The sequence below is a fragment of the Pseudomonas sp. B21-028 genome, from assembly GCF_024749045.1.
GTDB lineage: Bacteria > Pseudomonadota > Gammaproteobacteria > Pseudomonadales > Pseudomonadaceae > Aquipseudomonas.
Genome location: NZ_CP087184.1, coordinates 4234427 through 4257665, shown reverse-complemented (window position 1 = coordinate 4257665; position 23239 = coordinate 4234427). Strand labels below are relative to the sequence as shown.

Sequence of the window (23239 nt, the reverse complement as noted above, 5' to 3'; positions counted from 1 at the left end):
GTGGGAGCGAGCCTGCTCGCGATGACGGCTTCGCAGTCAACATCACTTCAAACTGACCCACTGCTTTCGCGAGCAAGCCCGCTCCCACAGGGGATTTGTGGTGTACGTTGGATCTGTGGGCGCCGGAGGAAACTGTGGGAGCGGGCTTGCTCGCGATGGCGGCTTCGCAGTCAACATCACTGCAAGCAGACCCGCCGCTTTCGCGAGCAAGCCCGCTCCCACAGAGGATTTGTGGTGTACGTCGGATCTGTGAACGCCGGGAAAAAAACTGTGGGAGCGAGCCTGCTCGCGATGACGTCGGCACAGCCAACATCTCTGTAAGCAAGCGTGCTGTGAACTCTTCAGCCCTTGGCCGCCATCGCCGTGACTTCCACTCGCATGCCCTCGACCCCCAATGCCGCTACGCCGATCGCGGCGCGGACCGGCCAGGGTTTGGCGAAGAAGCGTTTGTACACTTCGTTGAAGGCTGCGCGTTCGGTCATGTCGGTGAGGTAGATGGTCAGGTGCATGACCCGGTCCAGGGAACTGCCGGCGCCCTCCAGTGCAGTCTTGAGCGCTTGCAAGGTGCATTCGCTCTGCAGGGTGATGTCGCCCAGTTCCAGGCTGCCGTCGGCGCGGGTCGGGATCTGGGTGGTGACCAGCAGGCCGCCGAAGCCGGCGACGTCGGAAGAGATGGAGTCCGCATCCGGGTCGGGAGTGAACGTGATGTCTGGATTAGCCATGCGGTGCCTCATGCAGGAAGGAAAAAGACGCAGTCTACCGTCCATTGGTGCGCCGTTCCCGGTTTCCTTATCTATCCTCGTTTCGCACCAGCGCCCGGATGTAGGCTTCAATCGTGGTGGTGCCGCGCAGCCCATCCTCGACAATCTCGAAGCCACTGTCGACGCTCACCTCGGTCATCCGGGTATAGGATTGCGCGGCGGCAGGGCTGAAGCCGAGGTCCAGGAAGGCCTCTTCCCAACGATCCCTCGGTATCACCTGTACCTCGACCGGCCGACCGAGCGCCTGGGAAAAAGCCTGCGCAACATCGTTGGGTGAATACAGGCGAGGCCCTTGCACATAACGAACGCCAGTATCGGTCAGCGGCGACAACAGCCTCGCCGCTGCCATTTCGCCCATGTCCCGGGGGGCAACCATAGGCAGCGCCAGGTCGGCGGGAATCAAGGTGGGCAGCTTGCCTGTGGTGCGAACGGTGTCGAGCAGGCCGTCCCAGTTGCTCATGTAGTAAACGGCGCGATTGATTGCCGCCGGGATCGATTGATTGCGCAACCCTTCCTCCAGCCCCCACAAGACGCTGAGATCGCCAAGCCGCTCGCCGGGTTGGGCTCCGGCGGTGGATTGGGCGACGATCTTCTCGAGGCCCGAGCCGTCCAGCGCGGCGAGAATGTTGGCCACGGTGTGCCGTTCCACCGCATCGGTGTCGGTACTCGGAGGGGCTGGCGGGTTGAGGATGAAAGCCCGGCGCCCGAGTCGGAAGGCGGCCCGCAGCGATTCGACATCCTGCGCATCCGCCTCGACGATCCGAGCGCCTTTGGCGCGCCATTCCTCGCCATGGGCGGCGTTGCGGGTCAGGACAATCACCGGCGCTGCCTGGGCCAGCAGCGCCTGGACGGTGGCTGAGCCTACATGTCCCGTCCCTCCCATGATCACATACATGTTTCACCTCCCGCCCAGGGTCAAAGGTTGACCGGGACCTGGGCTGTCATCGCCGGTTCAAGGTGCGGCTCCACGCTGTTCAGGCGTTCGGCCAGTTGTTGTGCCTGCTCCCATCCGAACTCGGGCTCCAGCCAATGGAGTGCGTCGTCTGCGCTCAAGGCCAGTACACGCTGCTGTTGGCTGGCAATATCGCCATAAGTCACCAGGGTCAGGCCGTCGCAGCCCAAGGCGGTTTCGCTGGCCTGGGCCAGGGCTGCCAGGAAAATCGGGGCCGATTGCCGGGACGTCGTATAGCTGGAGTGTTGCAGCTGGGACGAGTCGGGTGCTTGCGAGTCGTACCAGCCCTCCACGGGCACCAGCACGCGGCCTTCGCGCTTGATGGGATCAAAGACCTTGGAGCGCATCACCAGATGCAGCGGCAGATGCGTCAGCGGAGGCATCGTTCCCACCGACCAGATGGGTGACCAGCCCCAGCGAACCTTGATGGACTCCAGGTGCCCGCCACGACGGCGAATGGCACTGACCTGCATGTTCGGCTTGATCAGGCTGTGCCGCTCTTGTGGCCCGGTGGGGACCGTCCTGTACAGGTCCAGGTGCGTCACGCTCGTATCGAAACGTCCGCCCGGGGTGTCTCGCTGGGCGAAATAGGCCAGGGCGTCTTTTGCGGAAACGTGTTGAACAAAACCCTCACACATGGCGAAAACTCCCGGAATCGAAACGCAACGGACCGTCGCGCTAGCCGTTCGAGTCTCGACTGCTCAAGCGCGTCATCACTGATTTCAGTGGTGTCATTTAGGTCCGAGCCATGCGCGGGGGCTTGGTTCGAAAATCTTCGGAACGGAGAGACGAGCGGCTGTAGCCGTTTGCGCGAAACAGGATGAGCAGTGCAACGGAGTGTCAGTGACCCCGATTCGCATTGATGAAATCCACAAAAGCCCGCAACGGCGAGGGCAGGTAGCGGCGGCCGGGGTAGTAGAGGTACGGCCCACTGAAACCCTGCCACCAGGGTTCCAGCACCGGCACCAGTGCCCCGCTGTGCAGATAGGGCTTGAGCCAGTCCTCGAACAGGTAGATCACCCCCAAGCCATCCAGCGCGGCTTTTACGGCCAGGTCCACCGCGCCCGCCACGCGGAAAACCAAGGGGCCGCCCGGGTCCACGCTGACGGTTTCGCCGTCACGTTCATACTCCCAGAGTGGCATCGCCCCGCTGGGAAACTTGCCCCGCAGGCAGGCGTGCTGGAGCAGGTCCCGAGGGTGTTCGGGGCGCCCCCTGGCCTGGAGGTAGGCCGGCGAGGCGGCCGTTGCGAAGCGCTGCACGCGTGGACCGATGGGGAGGGCGATCATGTCCTGTTCGAGGCGATCATCGTAGCGAATACCGGCATCACACCCCGCCGCGAGCATGTCGACGAAGCTTTCTTCGGTGATGATCTCCAGGCGAATGTCGGGGTAGCTTTGCAGAAACGGAGTGATGATCGAGGGCAATACCAGCGTCGCTGCACTGACCGGCACATTCAGCCTGAGGGTGCCCGAAGGGCGGTCACGGAACTCGTTGACCACGTCCAGCGCGGATTCGACTTCACCCAGGGCCGGCACGATGCGCTCCATCAGTCGGGCGCCGGCCTCGGTCGGCACCACGCTGCGGGTGGTGCGGTTGAGCAGGCGCACGCCGAGCCGGGCTTCCAGCCGTCGTACGGCATCGCTGAGGCTGGAGGCGGATTTGCCGCTCAGCCGGGCGCCTTCGCGAAACCCTTTTGCATTGACCACGGCCACGAAGGACAGCAGGTCTTGGATATCCGTCATAGTGTTCCCTGTGCCGTACAACCTGTGCGGATTGCACCTGATTATCAGTGGAGTGGTCAACGCCTATAGTCGGCTCACGCATTAATCCAAGGGGTACGCGATGAGCAAGGTAGACAAGGCAGGCAGTTTTTTACTGGGCGACCGCAAGGTCAATCGCATGGGCTATGGCGCGATGCAACTGGCGGGGCCTCATGTATTCGGGCCACCGAAAGACCCGGCAGCGGCCGTCGCCGTCTTGCGTGAGGCCTTGGCGGCCGGGGTCAATCATATCGATACCGCTGACTTCTACGGCCCCCATGTCACCAACCGTCTGATACGCGAAGCACTGCATCCTTATGCCAGCGATCTGGTGATCGTCACCAAGGTGGGTGCCGTCCGTGGCGCCGACGCCTCGTGGAATCCCGCCCTGAGCCCCGCCGAGTTGACCCGCGCCGTCCACGACAACTTGCGCAACCTGGGCGTGGACGTATTGGACGTGGTCAACCTGCGGGCCTGGGGCAACATGCAAGCACCCACGGAGGGCTCCATCGAGGAATCGTTCAGCGCATTGGCGCAGTTGCAACACCAGGGCCTCATCCGCCACCTGGGGCTGAGCAACGTCACGGCTGCGCAGGTCAAGCAAGCCCAGGGCATCGCCAACGTGGTGTGTGTGCAGAACCACTACAACCTGACCCATCGAGGTGACGAGTCACTGATCGCCGACCTGAATCGGCAGGGCATCGCCTACGTGCCGTTCTTCCCCCTGGGTGGTTTCACACCGTTGCAATCGCAGACCCTCTCCAGCGTCGCGGCGCGCCTGGAGGCGTCACCGCTGTGCGTTGCGCTGGCGTGGCTGTTGCAACGTGCGCCGAATCTGCTGTTGATTCCCGGTACATCGTCGGTGGTGCACCTGCGGGAAAACCTCACAGCGAGCGAGCTGCGGATCCCGGCGCCCATGCTGGCCGAGCTGGACGCATTGGCCTAAGTGAACGCCAGCGTCTCGCCGTCTTCGGGTATCCGCAGCCGGCTTCCGAGCCCGGCCATTGTCGCGGCGTCGCGCAGTGCTGTTCGCGTCGTCGGACAATGGCTGATGGCTTCGAGGTGATTGGCGATCACGGTTCCGCGAGACAAACGGGTGAACTCGATGGTTTCTTCAATCCCCATGATGATATCGCCGCCCAGATCGAACCGTGCGCCGCCTGCCGGAACCACGCTGACCTGGGGTTGATGGTGCAGCACGAACTCACGCACGGTGGGGGTGAGCAGGGTATCGCCGGTGAGGTAGACACTGGGCTCGCCGGGGAGCTCGATCAGGTACCCGACGCCGTGCTCCATCAGCTTGCCCACCAGGCCGCGTCCGTGGGTGCACCTGACGGAGCGCAGGGTACCGCCGAGAAACCCGTTGGCCTGGTCAGGGTCCTTGGCGAGCGGCTGGACATTCAAGCCGCGTTTGGCGAGGTAGCCGGCGTCGTGGGCCGTGCAGACGACAGGAATCTGTTTTTCCCTCAGCCACCGTTTGGCCGCACGGTCCAGATGATCGAAATGGCCTTTCTGGCAGTGCGTGATCAGGCAGTGCGTGACGCTCTCCAGGTTTTCTGCCGTAGAGGCCGGCAGTTCCACCAGCGGATTACGCTGGGTGGCGCCGAACAGTCGCAGCGGCGGCAGCGTGCCCTTGCCGGCCAGCATCGGATCGACGAGCACGCGATACGGGCCGGATTCAAGGATGATCGTGGCGTTGCGGATCTGCTGGATCTTCATGAAGCGTTCCTTGATAGGGGGCGAGGGCTCCATGGTGCCGGTCCGGGTTAATGGGCATAATGGCCGGATCTGACATCATTGATTCATTTCATGCCATGCCCCAGACAATTCGTATCGGTCTACTGCTATTCCCCGGCTGCATGCCCGCCGGCCTGTTCGCCTTCGCCGACCTGCTGCACGCGGCCAATCGCAGAAAGGGGCGGACGCTGTTCGAGGCCATCTATGTCGCCCAGCAGGCGGGTTCGGTGATGTGTGCCCATGGCATCAGCCTCCAGCCGCAAGCCGCGCTGGGGGATATCGAGCTGGAGGCCATCCTTGTGCCCGGTTTCTGGGCCGAGTCGGCCGAACAGGTGGATGCGCTCATTGCCGGGCAGGCGCCGCTGGTGAAGGCACTGTCGAAACAGCCACGCCACCTTCAGCTCTGGGCCTATTGCACGGGTGTCTGCCTGTTGGCGGCGGCCGGCCGGTTGGACGGGCAGGGCGCGACGTTAACGTGGTGGCTGGCGCAAGCGATGCAAACGCGGTATCGCAACGTGCGTTGGCAAAGCGAGCAGAACTGCGTGTTCAACGAGCGGACCGCCACCGCGTCGGGGGTGAACGGTTATTTGCCCATCGCTGAAAACCTGATCGAGCGAAGTGTCAGCCGTGATGCGCTGCGCGACATCACCCGATTGATGGTGCTACCGCGTCCGGCCGTCCCTCACGCGGCATTCCAGGGCATTGCCCTGATCCAACAGCCCGACGGATTGTTGCGCCGGTTGCACGGGCTGATCGAGCAAATGCCGGCGGAGCAAATCACGGTCAAGACGCTGGCGGACCGGCTCGCCATGTCCGAGCGCACGCTCGCGCGCAAGGTCGCCAGCGAAACGGGCCAGACCGTCGCTGCGTATGCCCGTTGCATCAAGTTGAACCAGGTTGGCGAGCGCCTGACGCTGACCTCGCTGCCCCTTGCCAGCATCGGCGCGGAGCTGGGTTTCAGCAGCAGTTCCAACCTGCAACGGATGTTCAAGGCGCTGACGGGGTTGACGCCAGTGGAGTACCGGCGCCAGTTCGGTCGCGTGTGATGCCGTGAAACGTCAGCTACGCGCTTCGTCCGTCTCGTTGCGATGATGTTCAGGCCAGCGGTCGACGGGGCGTGCGCGGTCTTCGTTGAACATGTCCGTGAGTAGCGTGTTGGCGCGGCGGTAGGCGTCGTGCCGGAACTTGAGGTCATCTTCCGGCTGGGCGACGATTTCCTCCAGCATTCGCAGGTTCAGGCGACGGAACTGATCCGCTCGCTCGCGGGCTTCGTAAGGCCCGACGCCCATCTGCATCAGCGCACGTCGGCCCAAGGACAGCGCACTCTCGAAGGTTTCCCGTTCGGCCGCCTCCACCCCCATCTGCCGCAGGGTGATCAGGTGCCCCATGTCCCGCGCCCGCACGATCAGCTTCAACGTGGGGAAATGCTCCTGGACCAGCCGGGTCAGCGTCAGGTTGTCCTGCTGGTCGTCAATGGCATTGATCAGCACCACGGCCTGGGCCGCGCCGGCCGCGTGCAACAAGTCGAGGCGCGTGGCGTCGCCGTAGAACACTTTCACGCCGAATTTGCGCAGCGTCTCGATGTTGTCGGGGTCGTGATCCAGGACCACCACTTCGACGCCGCAGGACATCAGCAACCGGCCGGCGATTTGCCCGAAACGACCGAACCCGGCAATGATGATGCGTGGGTTCTGCTGATCGACGAGGTCGGATTCCTCGCGGCTTTTCTTGGTGGCGGATTCCAGTCGGCCCAGCAGCAAGATCAACAACGGGGTCAGGCACATGGACAGGGCCACCGCCAGCGTCAGGCTCTTGCCCCACTGATCGGTCAGGATGCCGGCCAGCGTCGCGGCACCGAACACCACGAAGGCGAATTCGCTGCCCTGGCCCAGCAACACCGCCTGCCATGAGCGCTGGCCCGCCGGCACGTTGAGAAACCGGCTCACCGTCCTGATCACCAGCAGCTTGATCAGGATGAAGCCCAGGGTCAGGGTGGCGACCTTCAATGGCGCGTTGATCAGGGTGCCGAAATCGATCGACATGCCCACGCCGATGAAGAACAGCCCCAGCAGCAAGCCTTTGAACGGCTCGATGTCGCTTTCCAGGGCATGCCGGTATTCGGAACTGGCCAGCAGCACCCCGGCAAGGAAGGCGCCCATGGCCATCGACAGGCCGGCTTCCTCCAGGAGAAAACCGAAGCCGAACACCAGGAACAGTGCCACGGCGCTGAAGATCTCCCGCAGGCCCGAGCGGGCGGCGAAGCGCAACAATGGCCGCGTCACATAACGTCCCAGCAGCACGACGACGCTGATGGCCGCGACGATTTTGACGATCGACAGCGCCAGGGCAGTGCCTGACGGTGTTTCGCCGTGGGCCGACAGCAAGGGGATCATGGCGACCAGGGGGATGGCCGCAATGTCCTGGAACAACAGCACGGCAAAGCTGCTGCGGCCGACGGCGGTTGACGTCAGGTTGCGTTCATTCATCGCCTGCATGGCGATGGCCGTGGAGGACAGGCTCAGGGTCAGGCCGACCAGCAACGCAGCCGTCCAGTTCAGGCCCAGGGCTGCGCAGAACACCGCGATCGCAGCGCCACAGGCCATCATCTGCAAGGCCCCGCCACCGAACACCATCCGCCGCAGCGCCCACAGCCGCTTGGGGTCGAGCTCGAGCCCGATGATGAACAGCATCAGCACGACGCCGATTTCGGCGAATTCCAGGATGGCCTTGACGTCGGTAATGAGCTTCAGCCCCCACGGGCCGATGACGCACCCGGCCAGCAAGTAACCCAGCACCGGGCCCAGGCCGAACCTGACGGCAATCGGCACGATCAAGGTTGCCGAGGCCAGGTAGATGAGCATCTCGATCAGGCTGTGAGTCTCCATATCAATCTTCCTTCCAGGAGGCCAGGCGGGCGCGGTAGTGTTCGATTTGGGTGCGTTGGGCGTGCGATTCGGCGGCATAGGCGCCGTGGACGACGACTGGATCCAGCCAGCGCATGCGGCAATAGAGGGCCGTTGCGTGGAGGGGCTGGGCCAACACGGAGAAGCCCGGATGGGCACCGATCTCGAAGTGGTCCTGCTCGCCACCCGTGGTGACGGCCCACAGCAGGCTCTTGTCCTTCAGTGCGGTGGTGCCTCTGCCGTATGCCCAGCCGTGAGTGAATACCTTGTCGATCCACAGTTTCAGCAGCGGCGGCATGCTGTACCAGAACATCGGGTGCTGGAGGACGACCAGGCCTGCCTGCTCGACGACGCGCTGTTCGGCTTCGACGTCGATGTCGAAATCCGGGTAGAGGTCGTAGAGGGACCGTACGACCACGTCCGGGAGGCTGGAGGCACGTTCGAGCATCTGCTGGTTGACCCGCGATTGGTCGGGGTAGGGATGGGCGTAAACAATCAGGATCATCGGGGGCAATTCCAGGGCGGGTCCAGGCCGAAAGGCCGGCCATCCTACCGAGGATGGCCCCGGTTGTTTAGGCTTTGTTTGCCAACGGACCCTGGGGAGGTCAGGTCAATGGCAGCGAAACCCGGACTTCCAACCCGCCATCGCGCCGATTACCCAGGGTCAACGTCCCACCGTGCTCGAGCACGGTCGCCCGCGCTGCCGAAAGGCCGAGCCCGACGCCACCGGTGTTCTTGTTGCGCGAGCCTTCGAGGCGATAGAACGGGGTGAAGACTTGCTCGTGGTACTTGGCCTCGATGCCTGGACCCCGGTCCAGAACGCGGATTTCAACGTGATCGCTCCAGGTCTTGAGCTGGACACTGGGTTCTGCGCCATATTTGATCGCGTTGTCGATCAGGTTCACCAGCGCGCGCTTGAGGCCGATGGGTCGGCCCACGTAAACGAAGCGAGGGGCGCCTTCGAATGCCACCTCGCTGCCGGCATCCTTGAAATCATCGACGACGGTGTGCAGCAGCCCAGCCAGATCAAAAGCGGTGGCATGTTCGAGCCGTGCATCGTCGCGGAAAAACTCCAGGGCCGAATTGACCATCGCCTGCATCTCGTCCACGTCCCTGAACAATCGGGATTGCTGCTCGATGTCCTCGATGAACTCCCCGCGCAGGCGCATGCGGGTCAACGGCGCACGCAGGTCGTGGGAGATGGCGGCGAGCATTTGCGTGCGATCTTCGATGAAGTGCTTGAGCTGGGCCTGCATGGCGTTGAAGGCGAGAATGGCCTGGCGGATTTCGTAGGGGCCGATGACCGGAATGGGCGGTGCCTTGTGGTCCACACCGAAACGCCTGGCGCCTTCGGCAAAGCGTTCCAGTGGCGCGGCCAGGTGTCGGGTGGCGACCAGCGCGACGATAAACGCCGACAGCAGGATCAGCGCGATGATGATCAGGTTGCGCTCCCACTCCTCCAGGCCCCAGTTGCGCGCGGGCATGGAAAACATCACCCATGAATGGTCGCTCAGCTCGATCAGCGCGGCGTAGCGCCCGCCGGGCTGGTCGGCGGGCCAGTCGCTCGGCTCGTAGCCTTCTATCCGTGCATCGGACCTGCCCAGTTGCCGGCGCAGCCGTGCCGCGCCGTCGCTGTATTCCGGGTCGTCGTCGACCACCGGCACTCGCGCCTCGTCATGGTCTCGCAGCCATTGGGTGGTGAATTCCCGGTCACTGGCGGCCTTGGCAATGGCGGGCCGCTGCTCAAGCGATGCCGAGTCGATGATGCGGGCGATGGCGGAGATCTTTTCAAACAGGCCGGTTTCCATCAGGGGCGGGCGTGCCCAGGCTCCGGCCAGTTGGCTGAACAACGCGTTCAGGGCCAGCAGCGTCAGCATGGCAACCAGGGTGGTCAGGGCGATCCAGCGCGCCAGGGTATCGCGCGGGCGGCGGGTGCCAGGGCTCGGCGGTTTCATCGTTTCACCACCTGGGGGCTGAAGTAGTAGCCGCTGTTGCGCACGGTGCGGATCATCGACGCGCCGCTGATATCGGTCTCCAGTTTGCGACGCAAGCGGCTGACCTGGACGTCGATGCTCCGGTCAAACGCATCGAAGGTTTCGCCCCGCGCCAGGTCCAGCAACTGTTGGCGGCTCAGCACCCGGCGCGGGTGTTCGGCGAACACCAGGAGCAGTTCGAACTCACCCGCGGACAGCGGAATCATGACTTTATCCGGGGAGCGCAATTCACGCCGGGTGACGTCCAGCTGCCACTTTTCGAACTCCAGGACCGGTCGCGAGGCGTCGTTCAGCGGCCCCCTGGCTTCGCCGGTACGCCTGAGCACGGCCCGCACCCGGGCCAGCAATTCCCGAGCGTCGAAAGGTTTGGTCAGGTAATCGTCAGCGCCCATCTCCAGGCCCACGACGCGGTCGCTCAACTCGCCCATGGCGGTAAGCATGATGATGCCGACCCTGTGCTCGGCCCGCAGGCGCTGGCAGAGCACCAGGCCGTTGTCTCCTGGCAGCATGACGTCGAGGATGATCAGATCCGGCATTTGACGCTCGACCGCCTGCCACAGGGCGGCACCGTCGGCGGCCACGTCGACGCTGTAGCCATGTTGTTCGAGGAATTTGCGCAAGAGGGCGAGGACTTCGAGGTCATCGTCCACCAGTAGTAAATGGCTCACGGTGGGTACGTCGGGGTCATGGATACAGGGAGCGATACTAGGGTCAATCCGGGCCCTGCGTCATATATTTCAATCCTGCAACAAAGTTGCCGGCGGGCAATATTCCGGAAATCTCCAGGCAAAAAAACAGCGGCAGGATGGCGCCGTTTCCAGACAGTTAAATAGCCGGACACACCGACCCCTGTGGCGAGGGGATTCATCCCCGCTGGGTTGCGAAGCAGCCCCAAAGCAGACGACTCAATCAAGCAGATGCACCGGGATATCCGGCTTGAGGGTCGCTTCGCAACCCAGCGGGGATAAATCCCCTCGCCACAGGAATCCCCTCGCCACAGGGGAGGCGGGCCTCAAGTTTTAACTGAATGGTATCGCCCACCCTTTGTCGAGATAGCTTTGTATGCCGACGTTCAAACCCGCGCCGCTACGTGTTGGATTCTCTCTGGTCATTGCGCTCGCAGCACTCGCCAGCGGCTGCACCAGCGCACCCGCTGCAAAGCCCGGCAGTTGCGAGAGTGTTCCGTACACCGTTTACGATCCCGGGCAACCCATCAACCGCGGCATCTTTGCCTTCAACCGCACCGTAGACGACTACGCATTGGCCCCCATCGCCCGTGGCTATCGCCATCTTCCGGATGCCGTGCAGACCGGTATGCACAATTTTGTGGCGAACTTCGGCGAGCCCAAGGTGTTCATCAACGACCTGCTGCAAGGCAATGCGCAGCGCTCGGTCAACACCCTGGGGCGTTTTGTCATCAACTCCACGGCCGGCATCGTCGGCTTGATCGACGTGTCGGGCAAACTCGGCATCGAGCGTCACAAGGCTGATTTCGGCCAGACCTTCGGCGTCTGGAACATGGCCCCGGGGCCGACGGTGGAACTGCCGCTGCTGGGGACGGCCAACCTGAGGGACGCCACCGGCAAGGTGATCAGTTTCGCGGTCGACCCGTTTGGCGGCAACAGCAGCACGGTCGACACCCTGGGCACGATCAATACCGCAGGGGGCATCGTCGATGGGCGCGCGCAGGCGCTGCCGCTGACGGACCAACTGCGGACCCAGCCGGATTACTACCTGGCCCTGCGCGACGCGGTCGCGCAGCAGCGCGCCGATGTTGTCGCGCAAGGCAAACTGGGAGCGGTGACCGCCCAATGCGAGGGAGGGCAGGCCGATGACTAATGATGCTTTGGTTCTGCGGCGCAGCGTGAAGGCGCTCGGCGTGGGTGGCCTGCAGTGCCGCGAGGTAGAGCTACGGTTGGCGGAGGATGGCGATCATGTGTTGCTCAGCCGCTACGTCGAACGCTATCACCATGAGCAAGGTGGCGAGTGCGTTATCCAGCAGCATCAGGTGCCGATGGCGCATCTGATTCGCTGGATGATGGCGCATGGGGAGCGGGTGAGGGCATAGCCGCGTGCGCCGGGGATGGAAAATCGCATGCGCCGCCCATTGATTTGCGGGCCCGAGGGGCCGTGGTGACCCGTCATCGCGGCTCTTCAGCCAGAGGCGTGGAAAGCCGTTCATCACCTGCTCGATCCCGGAAAAGGTGCACTGCTAGACTGCATCGACCAGTCCCTCTCGGAGAAGCCGGATGAATAACAAAAGCAGGATCTGTCTCTGGTACGAAGGCGATGCCGTGGAGGCGGCGCAGTTCTATGCCGCGACGTTCCCGGACAGCGCGGTACACGCCGTCCATCACGCGCCTGGCGATTATCCGTCGGGCAAGGAAGGCGATGTGTTGACGGTGGAGTTCACGGTGATGGGCATTCCCTGCATCGGCCTGAACGGCGGCCCGGTGTTCAAACACAACGAGTCTTTCTCGTTCCAGGTGTCCACCGATGACCAGGCCGAAACGGACCGTTTCTGGAACGCGATTATCGGTAACGGCGGTGAGGCAAGTGTCTGCGGCTGGTGCAAGGACAAGTGGGGGCTGTCGTGGCAGATCAGCCCGCGCATCCTCACCGACGCCGTCGCCGGCCCCGACAAAGCTGCCGCCAAGCGCGTGTTCGAGGCCATGATGCAAATGACGAAGATCGACATCGCAGCGATTGAAGCGGCGCTGAAAGGCTAGCCCGTAGGTGACTGTTCCACCGCCATCGCGAGCAGGCTCGCTCCCACACTGGATCTTCAGTGGACCCGATATCCGCAGCACACCCAAAACCCTCTGGGAGCGAGCCTGCTCGCGATGACGCCGGCACGTCCAGCCCCGATGCCAACTGACCCACCGCCATCGCGAGCAGGCTCGCTCCCACGCTGGATCTTCAGCGGGCCCGATATCCGCAGCACACCCAAAACCCTGTGGGAGCGGGCTTGCCCGCGAAGGCGCCGGCACATCCAGTCTCGATGCCAACTGACCCACCGCCATCGCGAGCAGGCTCGCTCCCACACTGGATCTTCAGCGGGCCCGATATCCGCAGCACACCCAAAACCCTGTAGGAGCGAGCCTGCTCGCGAAGGCGCCGGCACATCCAGCCCCGATGCCAACTGACCCACCGCCATCGCGAGCAGGCTCGCTCCCACCATGGATCTTCAGCGGGCCCGATATCCGCAGCACACCCAAAACCCTGTGGGAGCGAGCCTGCTCGCGATGACATCATCACTGACTCACTGCCCAGCTTCAGGCAACCTGGCAATCACCTTGATCTCGAACTCAAACCCATACAGCCACGTCACTCCCACCGCCGTCAGCGTCGGGTGCGGTGCGTTGCCCCAGAATTCAGGCACCACCTTCCAGATCGTCTCGAACTTCGATTCGGGGTCGACCATGAAAACGGTGACGTCCACCACATCGTCAAAGGTGCAATCGGCAGCGGCGAGAATCGCTTCCAGGTTGGTGAATGCACGCCGGACCTGAACCTCCAGGTCGGGCTCAGGTGAACCGTCGTCGGTGCTGCCGACTTGCCCCGATACGAACAAGAAACCATTGGAACGGATTGCCGGCGAATAACGATTACGCTCGTAAAGCGCCTGGCGTCCAGGTGGGAAAACTACATCACGTGTCATGGGAACCTCCATCGGGAATCAGTGGGAAATCAGCGATGAAGTCACTCTAGGGGCTTGTGTCCGGGCGATAAACGGGCAACCTTGGCGATCACTGTTTGTGAAATCCAAACAATCTGATCGATACGCGGAGCAGCAATGGATCGTTTTGATGCGATGCAGGCATTCGCCCGGGTGGTGGAGGCGGGCAGTTTCACCAAGGCCGCCGAGACCCTGCACATGAGCAAGACCACCGTGACCCAGCTGGTGCAGCAGTTGGAGGCGCGCCTGCGGGTCAAGCTGCTCAACCGCACGACACGCAAGGTCAACGTCACCGCCCAGGGCGCCGTCTATTACCAACGGGTGTTGCGCTTGCTCGCCGACATGGACGATGCCGAAACCAGTCTGTCCGATGCCCAGGCCCTGCCCAGGGGCCGCTTGCGGGTAGACGTCCCGAGCCCGCTGGCCGCCCTGATCCTGATGCCGGCGCTGCCGACGTTCCATGCGCGATACCCGGACATCCAGATCGACATGGGCGTCAGCGATCGCATCGTGGACATCATCGATGAAAACGTCGATTGCGTGGTGCGCGGCGGTGAACTGACGGACCAGTCGCTGATCGCCCGGCGCATCGGTGACCTTGAGCTGGGCGTCTTCGCGGCGCCAAGCTACCTGGCACGCGTCGGCACCCCCGCGCATCCACGAGATCTCGAAGACTCCCTGCATCGTATCGTCGGCTTCCTCTGGGCCCGCACCGGCAAAGCCGTGCCCTATGCCATGCACAACGCCAATGAACACCTGCACATCAACGGGCGCTACGCCCTGGCCGTCGACGACGGCAACGCCTACCTCGCGGCGGGCCTGGCGGGGCTGGGGGTGCTGTGGCTACCCACGTACATGTCCAGGCCCCACGAAGCCAACGGCGAGCTGGTGCCGCTTTTCGAAACGTGGCGCATCGACCCGATGCCGCTCTACCTGGCTTACCCGCCGAACCGGCATATCAGTGCCAGGTTGAGGGTGTTCATCGAATGGATGGTGGAATTGATGGCGCAGCACGCGCCAGTCGCGGATCGTCGTGGACTGTAAACTGTGAGGACACTCCATCACCGTTGCCCACTGACTTCAATGCAAGGGAATGCCGAATGATCGCCGAAGGGTTCGCCGTACTGCTGGACTATTCACTTTATCTGTTACCGGGCCTCGTCCTCCTGGGGCTCTGGTTCGGCTTGACGCCGAAGAGCCAGACCGGATTGCGCATCGCGATTCTGATCCTGGCGTTCGTGCTGATGCGCGACGCAATGACGCCGTTGCGCATGTGGTTCCTCAACGACGACATGCAGATCGGCTTCCTGGCCAATCCGTTCGTGCTGGCTTCGCTGGGAGGGGCGTCGCTGGCGTTGGTCGCGCTGATCGCTCGTGTGTCTCCGGATTTATGGCAGCTTGTCGTGGTGTTCAAGGGCAGCCGACTGGCTGGATTGAGCCTGGGCATCGTCGCTGGGTGCTTGATCGGTTTGCCACTGCGGCTTTACCAAGATGTCGAAGTGGGCGTCATTCCAGGCTACTGGGGTTGGCTGGCGGGCATGACGGTACTGGCCTATGGCGCCAACGCGCTGGAAGAAGTGTTGTTCCGCGGCCTGCTGCAGGGCTATCTGGAGCGACATGTCAGCGCCCTGCGGGCGGCGTTGACCACTACCGTGGCATTTTCGGCATGCCACACCTTTCTGGCGCTGAGCGTCACCCAACTCGGTGGGCCCGTCCTGCTCTTCACCCTGATCGAAGGGTTAGCGTGTGGGCTCATCTGCATGCGTTATGGGGTCGTGGCGTCGACTGCCGCGCATGGGACTGCGATCTTGCTGATTGCAGTGCCGATGGTGGGGCATTGATGAGTTAAATCAAGCACTGGAACTTGACCTCTCTCACCATCTACCTTAGTTTCGGCGCCCTCATCGGAAAGGCGGGTGAATTGCTCGCAGCTTTCGCGCCATCAAAAGGATTTGTTCATGCGTCGCGCTCAAGGCGTGCTGTTGTTCGCCTGTCTGTTCCCTTCTTTTGTGTTTTGTTCGCCAATAGCTGAGCGGGCTGAGTTGATGGCCGTCTACCGTCAAGCGGTCGCTCATAACTCCGACCTGGCGGCCGCCCGTGCCGATTTTGCCGCGCAGCAGGAAATGGTGCCTCAGGCGCGGGCCAATCTGTTACCGGTAATCAGCACGGGGGCTACGTTTGAGGCTACTCGTCTTACGCGTGATGAGCCGGAGCTTGCACGTGGACGCAGTGGCACGACCTTCCAGGCCAATCTGAAGCAACCTTTATTCAACGCTGCGTTCTGGTATGAACTAAAGGCGGCTAAAGCCGGCACTGCACAAGCAGCGCTGGAACTGTCGGCAAAAGAGCAGGCACTTATCCTGAAAACGGCGGAGGCGTACTTCGAGACACTGCGCGCCACCGATGCGCTGGCAGCGTCAGAATCCGAGGAAGCGGCCCTCAAACAGCAGATGGATCAAGCGCAAGCACGCCTCAAGGGCGGTCTGTCGAGCATCACCGATGTGCTGGACGCTCAGTCCGCATACGATAACGCTCAAGCAAATCGGCAGCTCGCGGAGCGCAAGGTTGAAGACGCCTTCGAGCAACTGGTCAATCTGACTAACCAGCAGTACGCAAGTATCGAAGGCATGCAACATCAGCTGCCGGTGCTGGCGCCGATTCCAAATGATACGAAGTCGTGGGTAGAAGGTGCTGTGCAGCAGAACCTCAAGTTGTTGGCGAGCAACTATGCCGTGGAGGCGGCTGGAGAACGTTTAAGTCAGCGTCAATCCGGACATGCTCCAACCCTCGACGCCGTGGCCTCTTACCGCAAGGGCGATAACGACAGTTTCGGCTACAGCAACCCTAGCGATTTTGGTCAGGATGGATACCGCAAGTATGTCTCTCAAAGCAGCGTAGCGCTGGAATTGACCGTCCCGATTTATAGTGGCGGCCGTGTCAGTTCACAGGCACACGAGGCTTACCAGAGACTGGCTCAAAGTGAAGAGCTGAGGGAAAGTCAGCGTCGAGAGGTGGTGCTGGATACTCGCAATTATTTCCGTGCCGTCAACTCGGACATCCAGCAGATAAAGGCGCGCAGGCAAACAATCCTGTCGAGTCAACAATCGTTGAAAGCATCGAAGGTTGGCGCCGATATAGGGACACGTAACACGGTGGATGTACTTAACGCACAACGCCAACTGTTTAAAGCCGTACGTGACTATAACGACGCGCGTTATGACTACATCCTGAACAATCTGCGTTTGAAACAGGCCGCTGGCACGCTGAGCGCCAACGACCTTCAAAAGCTTGCCGAGTACCTCAAGGCGGACTACGAACCCAAGCATGATTTCCTTCCGCCCGAGCTGATGTAAGGCCCTGACGCGGGACTTCAGGGCCGCTTTCGGATGTCGACACCGCTCGAGAAATAGAATAATGTTACGCCGCCATCATTCTCGCCTGACGCCTTCGAGCCAAGCGGAACACCAGGTGCCCAAGGAAGCCAAGGGCGTGCCAATGATTTTTTCGCATGGAAGCGTTTATGCAAGAACAAGGGACTACCCCAGGGCCGTCTGCGACTGCGCTGGATACGGGACTGGCCTGCCTGGCCATGTTGGCGCGTTTTCATAACGTTGCCGTCTCCCCGGAACAGCTCGCCCACGAATACGTTGCCGAGGGGCAGCTATTCGGCAAAGCCGAGATACTCCTGGCTACTCGCCAACTGGACCTCAAAGCCAAAGCTATCCGCACAACGTTCGAACGGCTGGGGCAAACCCCTTTGCCCGCGATTGCCTGCGCTACCGACGGCGGGTTCTTTATCATCGCCCGCGTGGATCAGGAAAAAATCCTGATCCACGATCCTCGAGCTCAGCGCCCAGAGATGATCAGCGCGGAACAACTTCAGGCACGCTGGAGCGGCGAGCTGATTCTCGTACGGTCCCAAGCATCGTTGACGGCCGACCTGTCCAAGTTCGACTTCACCTGGTTTATCCCGGCCATCGTCAAATATCGCAAGTTGCTCGGTGAAGTACTGCTGGTTTCCTTTGTCCTGCAGATATTTTCCCTGCTGACTCCACTGTTCTTTCAAGTGGTCATGGACAAAGTGCTGGTACATCACGGGCTCACGACCCTGGATGTGATTGCCATAGGTCTGCTGGGCATCATGTTGTTCGAGACGGTGTTGAGTGGATTACGCAGCTATGTGTTCGCTCATACGGCCAGTCGCATCGATGTGGAACTGGGCTCCAGATTGTTCCGCCATCTGGTCACCCTCCCACTGTCATACTTCCAGGCGCGGCGTGTCGGCGACTCCGTCGCTCGGGTTCGTGAGCTTGAAAATATCCGCAGCTTCCTCACTGGCAACACCATCACTTTGCTGCTGGACGTCCTGTTCTCCGTGGTTTTCATTGCCGTAATGTTTTTCTACAGCGGCTGGCTGACCCTGGTCGTGTTGTTATCGCTGCCGTTGTACGTCGTGGTTTCGCTGTTCATCACGCCGCTGCTTCGAGCACGTTTGAACGAGAGCTTTGCCCGTGGCGCCGAGAACCAGGCCTTTCTGGTGGAGACGGTCAACGGTATCGACACGTTGAAATCCATGGCCGTCGAGCCCCAGATCACCCGCAAATGGGATAACCAGCTGGCGGCCTATGTCAGTGCGGGTTTCAAGACCCAGACCCTTTCGACTATCGCCAATGAAAGCGTCTCGCTGATCGGCAAGCTGGTGACCGTTGCAACCCTGTGGCTCGGCGCCCGGCTGGTGATCGACGGTCAACTGTCGGTGGGTCAATTGATCGCATTCAACATGCTGGCGGGCAGAGTCGCCCAGCCCATCATGCGTCTGGCTCAGCTATGGACCAACTTTCAACAGACCGGTGTGTCGGTCCAGCGCCTCGGTGACATCCTCAACACCCGGACCGAGATGTCCCAGGCCACCCGCAGTGCATTACCCGCACTCAAGGGGCGCGTGGAGTTTGATCAAGTACATTTCCGCTATCGCCCCGATGGTTCCGAAGTGTTGCGCGGTGTCAGCCTGGCGATCGGTGCCGGGGAGGTGATCGGTATCGTCGGGCGTTCCGGTTCAGGCAAAAGCACGTTGACTCGTCTCTTGCAGCGGCTCTTCGTCCCGGAGCGTGGCCGCGTACTTGTCGATGGGATGGACCTGGCGCTGGCCGATGTCTCTTCATTGCGTCGACAGATCGGCGTGGTGCTGCAGGACAACATGCTGTTCAACCGCAGCATCCGCGAAAACATTGCATTGACCGATCCGGGGGCACCTCTGGAGGCGGTTATGCACGCGGCGAAAATGGCCGGTGCGCATGATTTCATTCTTGAATTGCCCGAAGGCTACGACACGATAGTCGGTGAACATGGCGCTTCGCTCTCGGGCGGACAACGTCAACGAGTGGCGATTGCCCGAGCCCTGATCGGCAACCCGCGAATCCTGATTTTCGATGAAGCGACCAGTGCGCTGGACTACGAGTCAGAGCGGATCATCCAGCAGAACATGCAGGCTATCTGTAAGGGGCGAACGGTGATCATCATTGCTCACCGTCTCTCCGCTGTACGCGATGCCAACCGGATTGTGGTCATGGACCGCGGACAGATCGTCGAACAGGGCACTCACCACGAGCTCCTGGCCCATCAAGCGGGACACTACTCACGCCTGCACCGTTTGCAACAAGGATAGTTGCCATGAGCGAACCATCAGCGACACGTCAACTGTTGCGACGCTATCGCAGTGCCTGGCGTCAGGCGTGGCGTCAGCGCAAACAGCTGGACACCCCCATGCGTCTTGCCCACGAAGTCCAGTTCCTGCCTGCCGCGCTCGCGTTGCAGGATCAACCGACCCATCCGGCGCCGCGCTACATCCAATGGACCATCATGGGCTTTGCCGCATTGGCGCTGTTGTGGGCCTGTGTCGGTGAAGTCGAGGTGGTCGCCACGGCGCGAGGCAAGGTCGTCGCCAGCGGCAAGAGCAAGACCATACAACCGAGCGAAGTGGCGGTGGTGAAGACTATCCGGGTTTACGACGGCCAGTCGGTCAAGGCCGGAGACGTCCTTGTGGAATTGGACGCCAGTGCAACGGGGGCCGACGTCAATCGCTACCGGATCGATCTGTTGGCGGCGGAGGTCGACAGCGCCAGGGCCACCGCTTTGCTTGAGTCGATTCAAAGTGGCAAGGAGCCGGGCTCCCTCGCTAGTCACCTGCTCCAGGCGGATCCGCCACAAGTCATGGCTGCGCAGCGCTGGCTTCAAGGGCAATACCTGGAGTTGCGCAGCTCCCTGGATCAGGTCGATGCCGAAATCGAGCAACGCTTTGCGGAAATCCAGTCGGCTAAGGCGATGGTGGCATCCCTGCAACAGACGCTGCCGATCACCCGTCGCCTGGCCGATGATTATCGAGAGCTACTGGCCCAGCAATATGTCCCCCGACACGCATTCCTCGAAAAGCAGCAAGCCCTGCTGGACCAGGAACGGGACATGGCGGTGCAACAGGCCCGCGTAGTTGAACTCAATGCCAGCCGCAAGGAAGCCGAACGCCGCCGCCAAGGTATCCTCGCCCAAACCCGCCGGGCCATGCTCGATTTGCAGCAGCAATCGGAGCAGAAAGCGGCAGCCTTGACGCAAGAACTCAAAAAAGCCGAGCAACGCGACGATCTGATGAGCCTGACCGCACCGGTGGACGGCACCGTTCAGCAACTGGCGATTCATACCGTGGGTGGTGTGGTGACGGCGGCCCAGCCGCTGATGGTCATCGTGCCCAATGACCAGCCAATGGAAGTCGAAGCCATGCTGGAGAACAAGGATGTAGGGTTTGTTCGGCAAGGGCAGCTGGCTACGGTGAAAGTCGAGACGTTTACGTTTACCAAGTACGGGACGGTCGAAGGGGAAATCATCAGCGTTTCCAATGATGCGATCGAAGATGAGAAGCGTGGGTTGATCTATAGCAGCCGGGTTCGTCTGTTGAAGGACTTCATCATGGTGCGCAATGAGAAGGTGGCGTTGTCGCCGGGGATGTCGGTCACCGTCGAGGTCAAGACAGATCGGCGTAGAGTGATCGATTATTTCCTGAGTCCGTTGCAGCAGTATGCGGGTGAGAGTTTGCGGGAAAGGTAGTGTTGCAAATGGAAGAGGGATTTATTGCGAAGGGTTTTATCATCGCTAAGTATCTGCTGGCGCATATGTACTGCTCATTGGTTTGCCAGGATCCGGTAGCGGTCGTGACACCGGTTAGTATTGCTTCGCCAAATCAGCAGGTGGTGGCGAATTTTGTAGTTGAGCGGCGGGCCGGCCTTGACGTTTCGATTTTTTTTGTATGGCAATCAGGCGATTCGAAGAGGGCAGAGCAAAGAGAGCTTTGGCGCGGGCGGTACAATCAAAGGGGGATTTCTTTGCCCGTCCATATGCGTGTATTAAAGGGCAGTGAGGTGTTTTTTGATGATGTTGTTGTTACGACCGGAGTTAATGCTGGGCGATCTCTTAAATATGGTGGGCAACAAAAGGCTGTAGGAGTCAGGCCGGTTAGATCTCTCTTGTTGGATTCCGGAAGTTACTCTGTTGAGGTGAGTACTGTTAATGTTGTCGAGGCGTTCAACGGAGAGGAGTGTTATTTTGAATTTTATGCTTACGATATTCGAGAGCTTGATTGAAGTGGTTGGTTGGGGGCGAGGTTTCTGAACTATGGTTCGCGAGGCTGCGGATATCCATTGTTCGGTGATATGGTTAGAGGGAGTTGATTGTAATGTGTTGCGGATGATGTCAGCTTTGAAAAAGTTTATCTATCTTGGGTGGTTTGATCTTTTTTTGATTGCAGTTCTATATCAGCTGCTGAGGACGTCGAATGATGAGGTTTTGTGGGTAGTAACGGTTGCTGTGGCTGTTCTCAGATATTTTGTTTCGGTATGCGTTTTTCGACATTATTTTTACTTGTTTGGAAATGGGTACAAATTTCAGATGGTTTTTATTTTGTCGGCGGCATCTTATCTTTTGGTAAGCGATGCTGGTGACAGATTTGCTAGGGGCTTTTGTTGTTACTGATTGTAGCTTCGGCTTCTGAGGTTGTGCTTTCGTTTTTTTCAAGGAGCAGGTGTTAAGTGAGTGCTCAGAAGGTATTTGTATGCGGTCAGGATTTATGCCAGTGGCGGTGACAAGTGGACAGCTGCGATGACTCTCATAGAGGCTCTAGCACTTGCACAGATCAGCTGGTTGGGAGGGATACTAGCCTTTATTGGGTCGCTTATTAAAGAGTATGCTCTAAAAAGAGTGGGGTTGTGGATATCTGTCGTTTCGGTGATATCTCATGGTCTGTTTTTGATGCTTGTTTATGTTTTTGGATATGGCACCTCATAAACAGAGCTTGATTGTGGTTTTTTAATGGTTGCCAGAAGGAGTTGAGTAATGTCGTTTAGTAAAATAACGATGGATTATATAAAAGAATAGGTGGGCAGCTAAAGAAGTAGCTCGTACGCTTGGCGCTTCAGATGTCTCCGGTGAGATTGCCGGAAGGTGATTGATTATTTTCTGAGCCTGTGCAGCAGTATGCGGGTGACAGTTTGCGAGAACGCTAGGCGTTGGTGTAGTTCACAGAGATAGGCGGATTCCAATGGATGAGCTTAAGTTTTTTTCGAGGTTTAGATGCAAGTGCTGTGTACTTGGGGCTGATCTTGATCATGCTCTTGGCAATGAAGCTCAAGCTTGTCTGTGCATCGTACCTTGTTGTCGGGATGTGTAGCGGGCGAGAGTTTAGTTGGACGGTAGTATATGCTGTTCTGTTTGCTGTCTATGTCTCTTGAGGGATTAAATGAAAAAATTGGCTTTAATTGTTGGGGCGGTTTTTTTAATTGTCGCTTCTATCCTATTTTGGATTCATCAGAAAGGACAAGAAATTATCAGAGAGGGAGAGCTAGATACACGCTGGATTCGTCTTGAAATGTGGCCTGTACCGTATTTTAACCAAGTTGGCGATAGGCTTGCTCAAGAAGAAGAGAACTTCTTGCGTGTCATTAGTGACAAGTATGATAAGGAAGAGGTGTTGGGGTATTTATCTAGGAATAAGTGTAAGGATGTTTCGGATGCTTGCACAACAAACTTGCTCACATTGGTTGTTGTTCTTTTGGGTGAGCAGGAGTTTGATAGGGCGAAGGGCCTTTTAAATCAAGCGGCGCGGAATACGGAGGCTGGTAAAGTTTGTCCAATTAAACTTGAGTTGAGTATTTTAAAAAGCATTGTCGAAGTTATGAGGGGAGAGTCCATTTCTGGGGCTCGCGGTAGGGCTGAGCAAACAATAAAGGTGCTAGAAAGCTCCAGAGGAATTAATGCGAAGTTGCAGACTCCAGCATGTAATGAGTTGGTTAAGCAAAAGCCTGAGCTTTTTCATGCTTATGTCATGCAGGTTGCAGAGGTTATGTCTTTTGCTGGTGGCTCTTTGTCGGAGTCGGCTGCGTATCTTAGGAAAGTCAACAAGGTTAGATAAA

Annotated in this window: 22 protein-coding genes; 12 read left to right on the top strand and 10 right to left on the bottom strand. The window is 60.0% G+C overall.

Annotated elements, in window-relative coordinates; genetic code table 11:
• Positions 1-341 precede the first annotated feature (341 nt).
• From LOY35_RS17930 to LOY35_RS17915, 4 genes are all read right to left on the bottom strand, one after another.
• Positions 342-722 carry a RidA family protein gene (locus tag LOY35_RS17930; protein ID WP_258625307.1) on the bottom strand — a complete coding sequence of 127 codons (381 nt, stop codon included), beginning with the start codon at positions 720-722 and terminating at the stop codon, positions 342-344.
• Positions 723-789: 67 nt separating this feature from the next.
• A complete protein-coding gene (locus LOY35_RS17925; RefSeq protein WP_258625305.1) occupies positions 790-1656 on the bottom strand; it encodes an NmrA family NAD(P)-binding protein in 867 nt (288 codons plus the stop codon).
• A 20-nt stretch (positions 1657-1676) separates the two neighbouring features.
• On the bottom strand, positions 1677-2351 hold the full coding sequence (locus LOY35_RS17920) for an SOS response-associated peptidase family protein (protein ID WP_258625304.1): 675 nt from the start codon (positions 2349-2351) through the stop codon (positions 1677-1679).
• Between the two features lie 202 nt (positions 2352-2553).
• Positions 2554-3456 (bottom strand): LysR family transcriptional regulator, encoded by a 903-nt coding sequence (locus tag LOY35_RS17915; protein ID WP_258625303.1) that lies wholly within the window; start codon positions 3454-3456, stop codon positions 2554-2556.
• Between the two features lie 100 nt (positions 3457-3556).
• On the opposite strand from LOY35_RS17915, the gene LOY35_RS17910 reads away from it, so the two are divergent.
• Positions 3557-4420, top strand: coding sequence for an aldo/keto reductase family oxidoreductase (locus LOY35_RS17910; RefSeq protein WP_258625301.1), 864 nt, complete (start codon positions 3557-3559; stop codon positions 4418-4420).
• Here LOY35_RS17910 and LOY35_RS17905 read toward each other — a convergent pair.
• On the bottom strand, positions 4417-5193 hold the full coding sequence (locus LOY35_RS17905; RefSeq protein WP_258625299.1) for an MBL fold metallo-hydrolase: 777 nt from the start codon (positions 5191-5193) through the stop codon (positions 4417-4419). The genes LOY35_RS17910 and LOY35_RS17905 overlap by 4 nt on opposite strands.
• Positions 5194-5288: 95 nt before the next feature.
• Between LOY35_RS17905 and LOY35_RS17900 the strand changes: the two genes are divergently transcribed.
• Entirely contained in the window at positions 5289-6257 is a 969-nt protein-coding gene (locus LOY35_RS17900) for a GlxA family transcriptional regulator (protein WP_258625297.1), read from the top strand.
• Between the two features lie 12 nt (positions 6258-6269).
• Here LOY35_RS17900 and kefC read toward each other — a convergent pair whose 3' ends face one another.
• The 4 genes from kefC to LOY35_RS17880 all read right to left on the bottom strand — a co-directional run bounded on the left by kefC (position 6270) and on the right by LOY35_RS17880 (position 10776).
• Entirely contained in the window at positions 6270-8096 is a 1827-nt protein-coding gene (kefC, locus tag LOY35_RS17895; RefSeq protein ID WP_258625294.1) for a glutathione-regulated potassium-efflux system protein KefC, read from the bottom strand.
• A gap of 1 nt (position 8097) precedes the next feature.
• Positions 8098-8619 (bottom strand): glutathione-regulated potassium-efflux system oxidoreductase KefF, encoded by a 522-nt coding sequence (kefF, locus tag LOY35_RS17890; protein WP_258625291.1) that lies wholly within the window; start codon positions 8617-8619, stop codon positions 8098-8100.
• Between the two features lie 100 nt (positions 8620-8719).
• On the bottom strand, positions 8720-10069 hold the full coding sequence (locus tag LOY35_RS17885; protein WP_258625289.1) for an ATP-binding protein: 1350 nt from the start codon (positions 10067-10069) through the stop codon (positions 8720-8722).
• Positions 10066-10776, bottom strand: a complete 711-nt coding sequence (locus LOY35_RS17880) for a response regulator (RefSeq protein WP_258625286.1) — start codon at positions 10774-10776, stop codon at positions 10066-10068. Before LOY35_RS17880 ends, LOY35_RS17885 begins: the two co-directional genes overlap by 4 nt.
• A 394-nt stretch (positions 10777-11170) precedes the next feature.
• On the opposite strand from LOY35_RS17880, the gene LOY35_RS17875 reads away from it, so the two are divergent.
• From LOY35_RS17875 to LOY35_RS17865, 3 genes are all read left to right on the top strand, one after another.
• Complete coding sequence (locus LOY35_RS17875; protein WP_258625284.1) at positions 11171-11947, top strand: VacJ family lipoprotein; 777 nt, start codon at positions 11171-11173, stop codon at positions 11945-11947.
• Complete coding sequence (locus LOY35_RS17870; RefSeq protein WP_258625283.1) at positions 11940-12176, top strand: hypothetical protein; 237 nt, start codon at positions 11940-11942, stop codon at positions 12174-12176. The genes LOY35_RS17875 and LOY35_RS17870 overlap by 8 nt, the downstream gene beginning before the upstream one ends.
• A 181-nt stretch (positions 12177-12357) precedes the next feature.
• The gene (locus LOY35_RS17865; protein WP_258625281.1) at positions 12358-12837 is read left to right on the top strand and encodes a VOC family protein; all 480 of its coding nucleotides are present in this window, start codon (positions 12358-12360) and stop codon (positions 12835-12837) included.
• Between the two features lie 533 nt (positions 12838-13370).
• Here LOY35_RS17865 and LOY35_RS17860 read toward each other — a convergent pair.
• Positions 13371-13769, bottom strand: a complete 399-nt coding sequence (locus tag LOY35_RS17860; RefSeq protein WP_258625280.1) for a RidA family protein — start codon at positions 13767-13769, stop codon at positions 13371-13373.
• 135 nt (positions 13770-13904) lie between these two features.
• Between LOY35_RS17860 and LOY35_RS17855 the strand changes: the two genes are divergently transcribed.
• From LOY35_RS17855 to LOY35_RS17825, 7 genes are all read left to right on the top strand, one after another.
• Positions 13905-14831: a LysR family transcriptional regulator gene (locus LOY35_RS17855; RefSeq protein ID WP_258625279.1), complete on the top strand. Its 927-nt coding sequence runs from the start codon at positions 13905-13907 to the stop codon at positions 14829-14831.
• Between the two features lie 56 nt (positions 14832-14887).
• Positions 14888-15628 (top strand): CPBP family intramembrane glutamic endopeptidase, encoded by a 741-nt coding sequence (locus LOY35_RS17850; protein ID WP_258625277.1) that lies wholly within the window; start codon positions 14888-14890, stop codon positions 15626-15628.
• A 117-nt stretch (positions 15629-15745) separates the two neighbouring features.
• Complete coding sequence (locus LOY35_RS17845; protein WP_258625276.1) at positions 15746-17140, top strand: TolC family outer membrane protein; 1395 nt, start codon at positions 15746-15748, stop codon at positions 17138-17140.
• Positions 17141-17307: 167 nt separating this feature from the next.
• Positions 17308-19452, top strand: a complete 2145-nt coding sequence (locus LOY35_RS17840; protein ID WP_258625274.1) for a type I secretion system permease/ATPase — start codon at positions 17308-17310, stop codon at positions 19450-19452.
• A 5-nt stretch (positions 19453-19457) separates the two neighbouring features.
• The gene (locus LOY35_RS17835; RefSeq protein WP_258625272.1) at positions 19458-20882 is read left to right on the top strand and encodes an HlyD family type I secretion periplasmic adaptor subunit; all 1425 of its coding nucleotides are present in this window, start codon (positions 19458-19460) and stop codon (positions 20880-20882) included.
• Between the two features lie 8 nt (positions 20883-20890).
• Positions 20891-21415 (top strand): DUF5625 family protein, encoded by a 525-nt coding sequence (locus LOY35_RS17830; RefSeq protein WP_258625270.1) that lies wholly within the window; start codon positions 20891-20893, stop codon positions 21413-21415.
• A 1151-nt stretch (positions 21416-22566) separates the two neighbouring features.
• The gene (locus LOY35_RS17825) at positions 22567-23238 is read left to right on the top strand and encodes a hypothetical protein (protein ID WP_258625267.1); all 672 of its coding nucleotides are present in this window, start codon (positions 22567-22569) and stop codon (positions 23236-23238) included.
• Position 23239 lies beyond the last annotated feature (1 nt).

Excerpts from the sequence above, each read along its gene's own strand:
- LOY35_RS17930 (WP_258625307.1), bottom strand. The coding sequence starts at position 722 with ATGGCTAATCCAGACATCACGTTCACTCCCGACCCGGATGCGGACTCC.
- LOY35_RS17925 (WP_258625305.1), bottom strand. The coding sequence starts at position 1,656 with ATGTATGTGATCATGGGAGGGACGGGACATGTAGGCTCAGCCACCGTC.
- LOY35_RS17920 (WP_258625304.1), bottom strand. The coding sequence starts at position 2,351 with ATGTGTGAGGGTTTTGTTCAACACGTTTCCGCAAAAGACGCCCTGGCC.
- LOY35_RS17915 (WP_258625303.1), bottom strand. The coding sequence starts at position 3,456 with ATGACGGATATCCAAGACCTGCTGTCCTTCGTGGCCGTGGTCAATGCA.
- LOY35_RS17910 (WP_258625301.1), top strand. The coding sequence starts at position 3,557 with ATGAGCAAGGTAGACAAGGCAGGCAGTTTTTTACTGGGCGACCGCAAG.
- LOY35_RS17905 (WP_258625299.1), bottom strand. The coding sequence starts at position 5,193 with ATGAAGATCCAGCAGATCCGCAACGCCACGATCATCCTTGAATCCGGC.
- LOY35_RS17900 (WP_258625297.1), top strand. The coding sequence starts at position 5,289 with ATGCCCCAGACAATTCGTATCGGTCTACTGCTATTCCCCGGCTGCATG.
- kefC (WP_258625294.1), bottom strand. The coding sequence starts at position 8,096 with ATGGAGACTCACAGCCTGATCGAGATGCTCATCTACCTGGCCTCGGCA.
- kefF (WP_258625291.1), bottom strand. The coding sequence starts at position 8,619 with ATGATCCTGATTGTTTACGCCCATCCCTACCCCGACCAATCGCGGGTC.
- LOY35_RS17885 (WP_258625289.1), bottom strand. The coding sequence starts at position 10,069 with ATGAAACCGCCGAGCCCTGGCACCCGCCGCCCGCGCGATACCCTGGCG.
- LOY35_RS17875 (WP_258625284.1), top strand. The coding sequence starts at position 11,171 with ATGCCGACGTTCAAACCCGCGCCGCTACGTGTTGGATTCTCTCTGGTC.
- LOY35_RS17870 (WP_258625283.1), top strand. The coding sequence starts at position 11,940 with ATGACTAATGATGCTTTGGTTCTGCGGCGCAGCGTGAAGGCGCTCGGC.
- LOY35_RS17865 (WP_258625281.1), top strand. The coding sequence starts at position 12,358 with ATGAATAACAAAAGCAGGATCTGTCTCTGGTACGAAGGCGATGCCGTG.
- LOY35_RS17860 (WP_258625280.1), bottom strand. The coding sequence starts at position 13,769 with ATGACACGTGATGTAGTTTTCCCACCTGGACGCCAGGCGCTTTACGAG.
- LOY35_RS17855 (WP_258625279.1), top strand. The coding sequence starts at position 13,905 with ATGGATCGTTTTGATGCGATGCAGGCATTCGCCCGGGTGGTGGAGGCG.
- LOY35_RS17850 (WP_258625277.1), top strand. The coding sequence starts at position 14,888 with ATGATCGCCGAAGGGTTCGCCGTACTGCTGGACTATTCACTTTATCTG.
- LOY35_RS17845 (WP_258625276.1), top strand. The coding sequence starts at position 15,746 with ATGCGTCGCGCTCAAGGCGTGCTGTTGTTCGCCTGTCTGTTCCCTTCT.
- LOY35_RS17840 (WP_258625274.1), top strand. The coding sequence starts at position 17,308 with ATGCAAGAACAAGGGACTACCCCAGGGCCGTCTGCGACTGCGCTGGAT.
- LOY35_RS17835 (WP_258625272.1), top strand. The coding sequence starts at position 19,458 with ATGAGCGAACCATCAGCGACACGTCAACTGTTGCGACGCTATCGCAGT.
- LOY35_RS17830 (WP_258625270.1), top strand. The coding sequence starts at position 20,891 with ATGGAAGAGGGATTTATTGCGAAGGGTTTTATCATCGCTAAGTATCTG.
- LOY35_RS17825 (WP_258625267.1), top strand. The coding sequence starts at position 22,567 with ATGAAAAAATTGGCTTTAATTGTTGGGGCGGTTTTTTTAATTGTCGCT.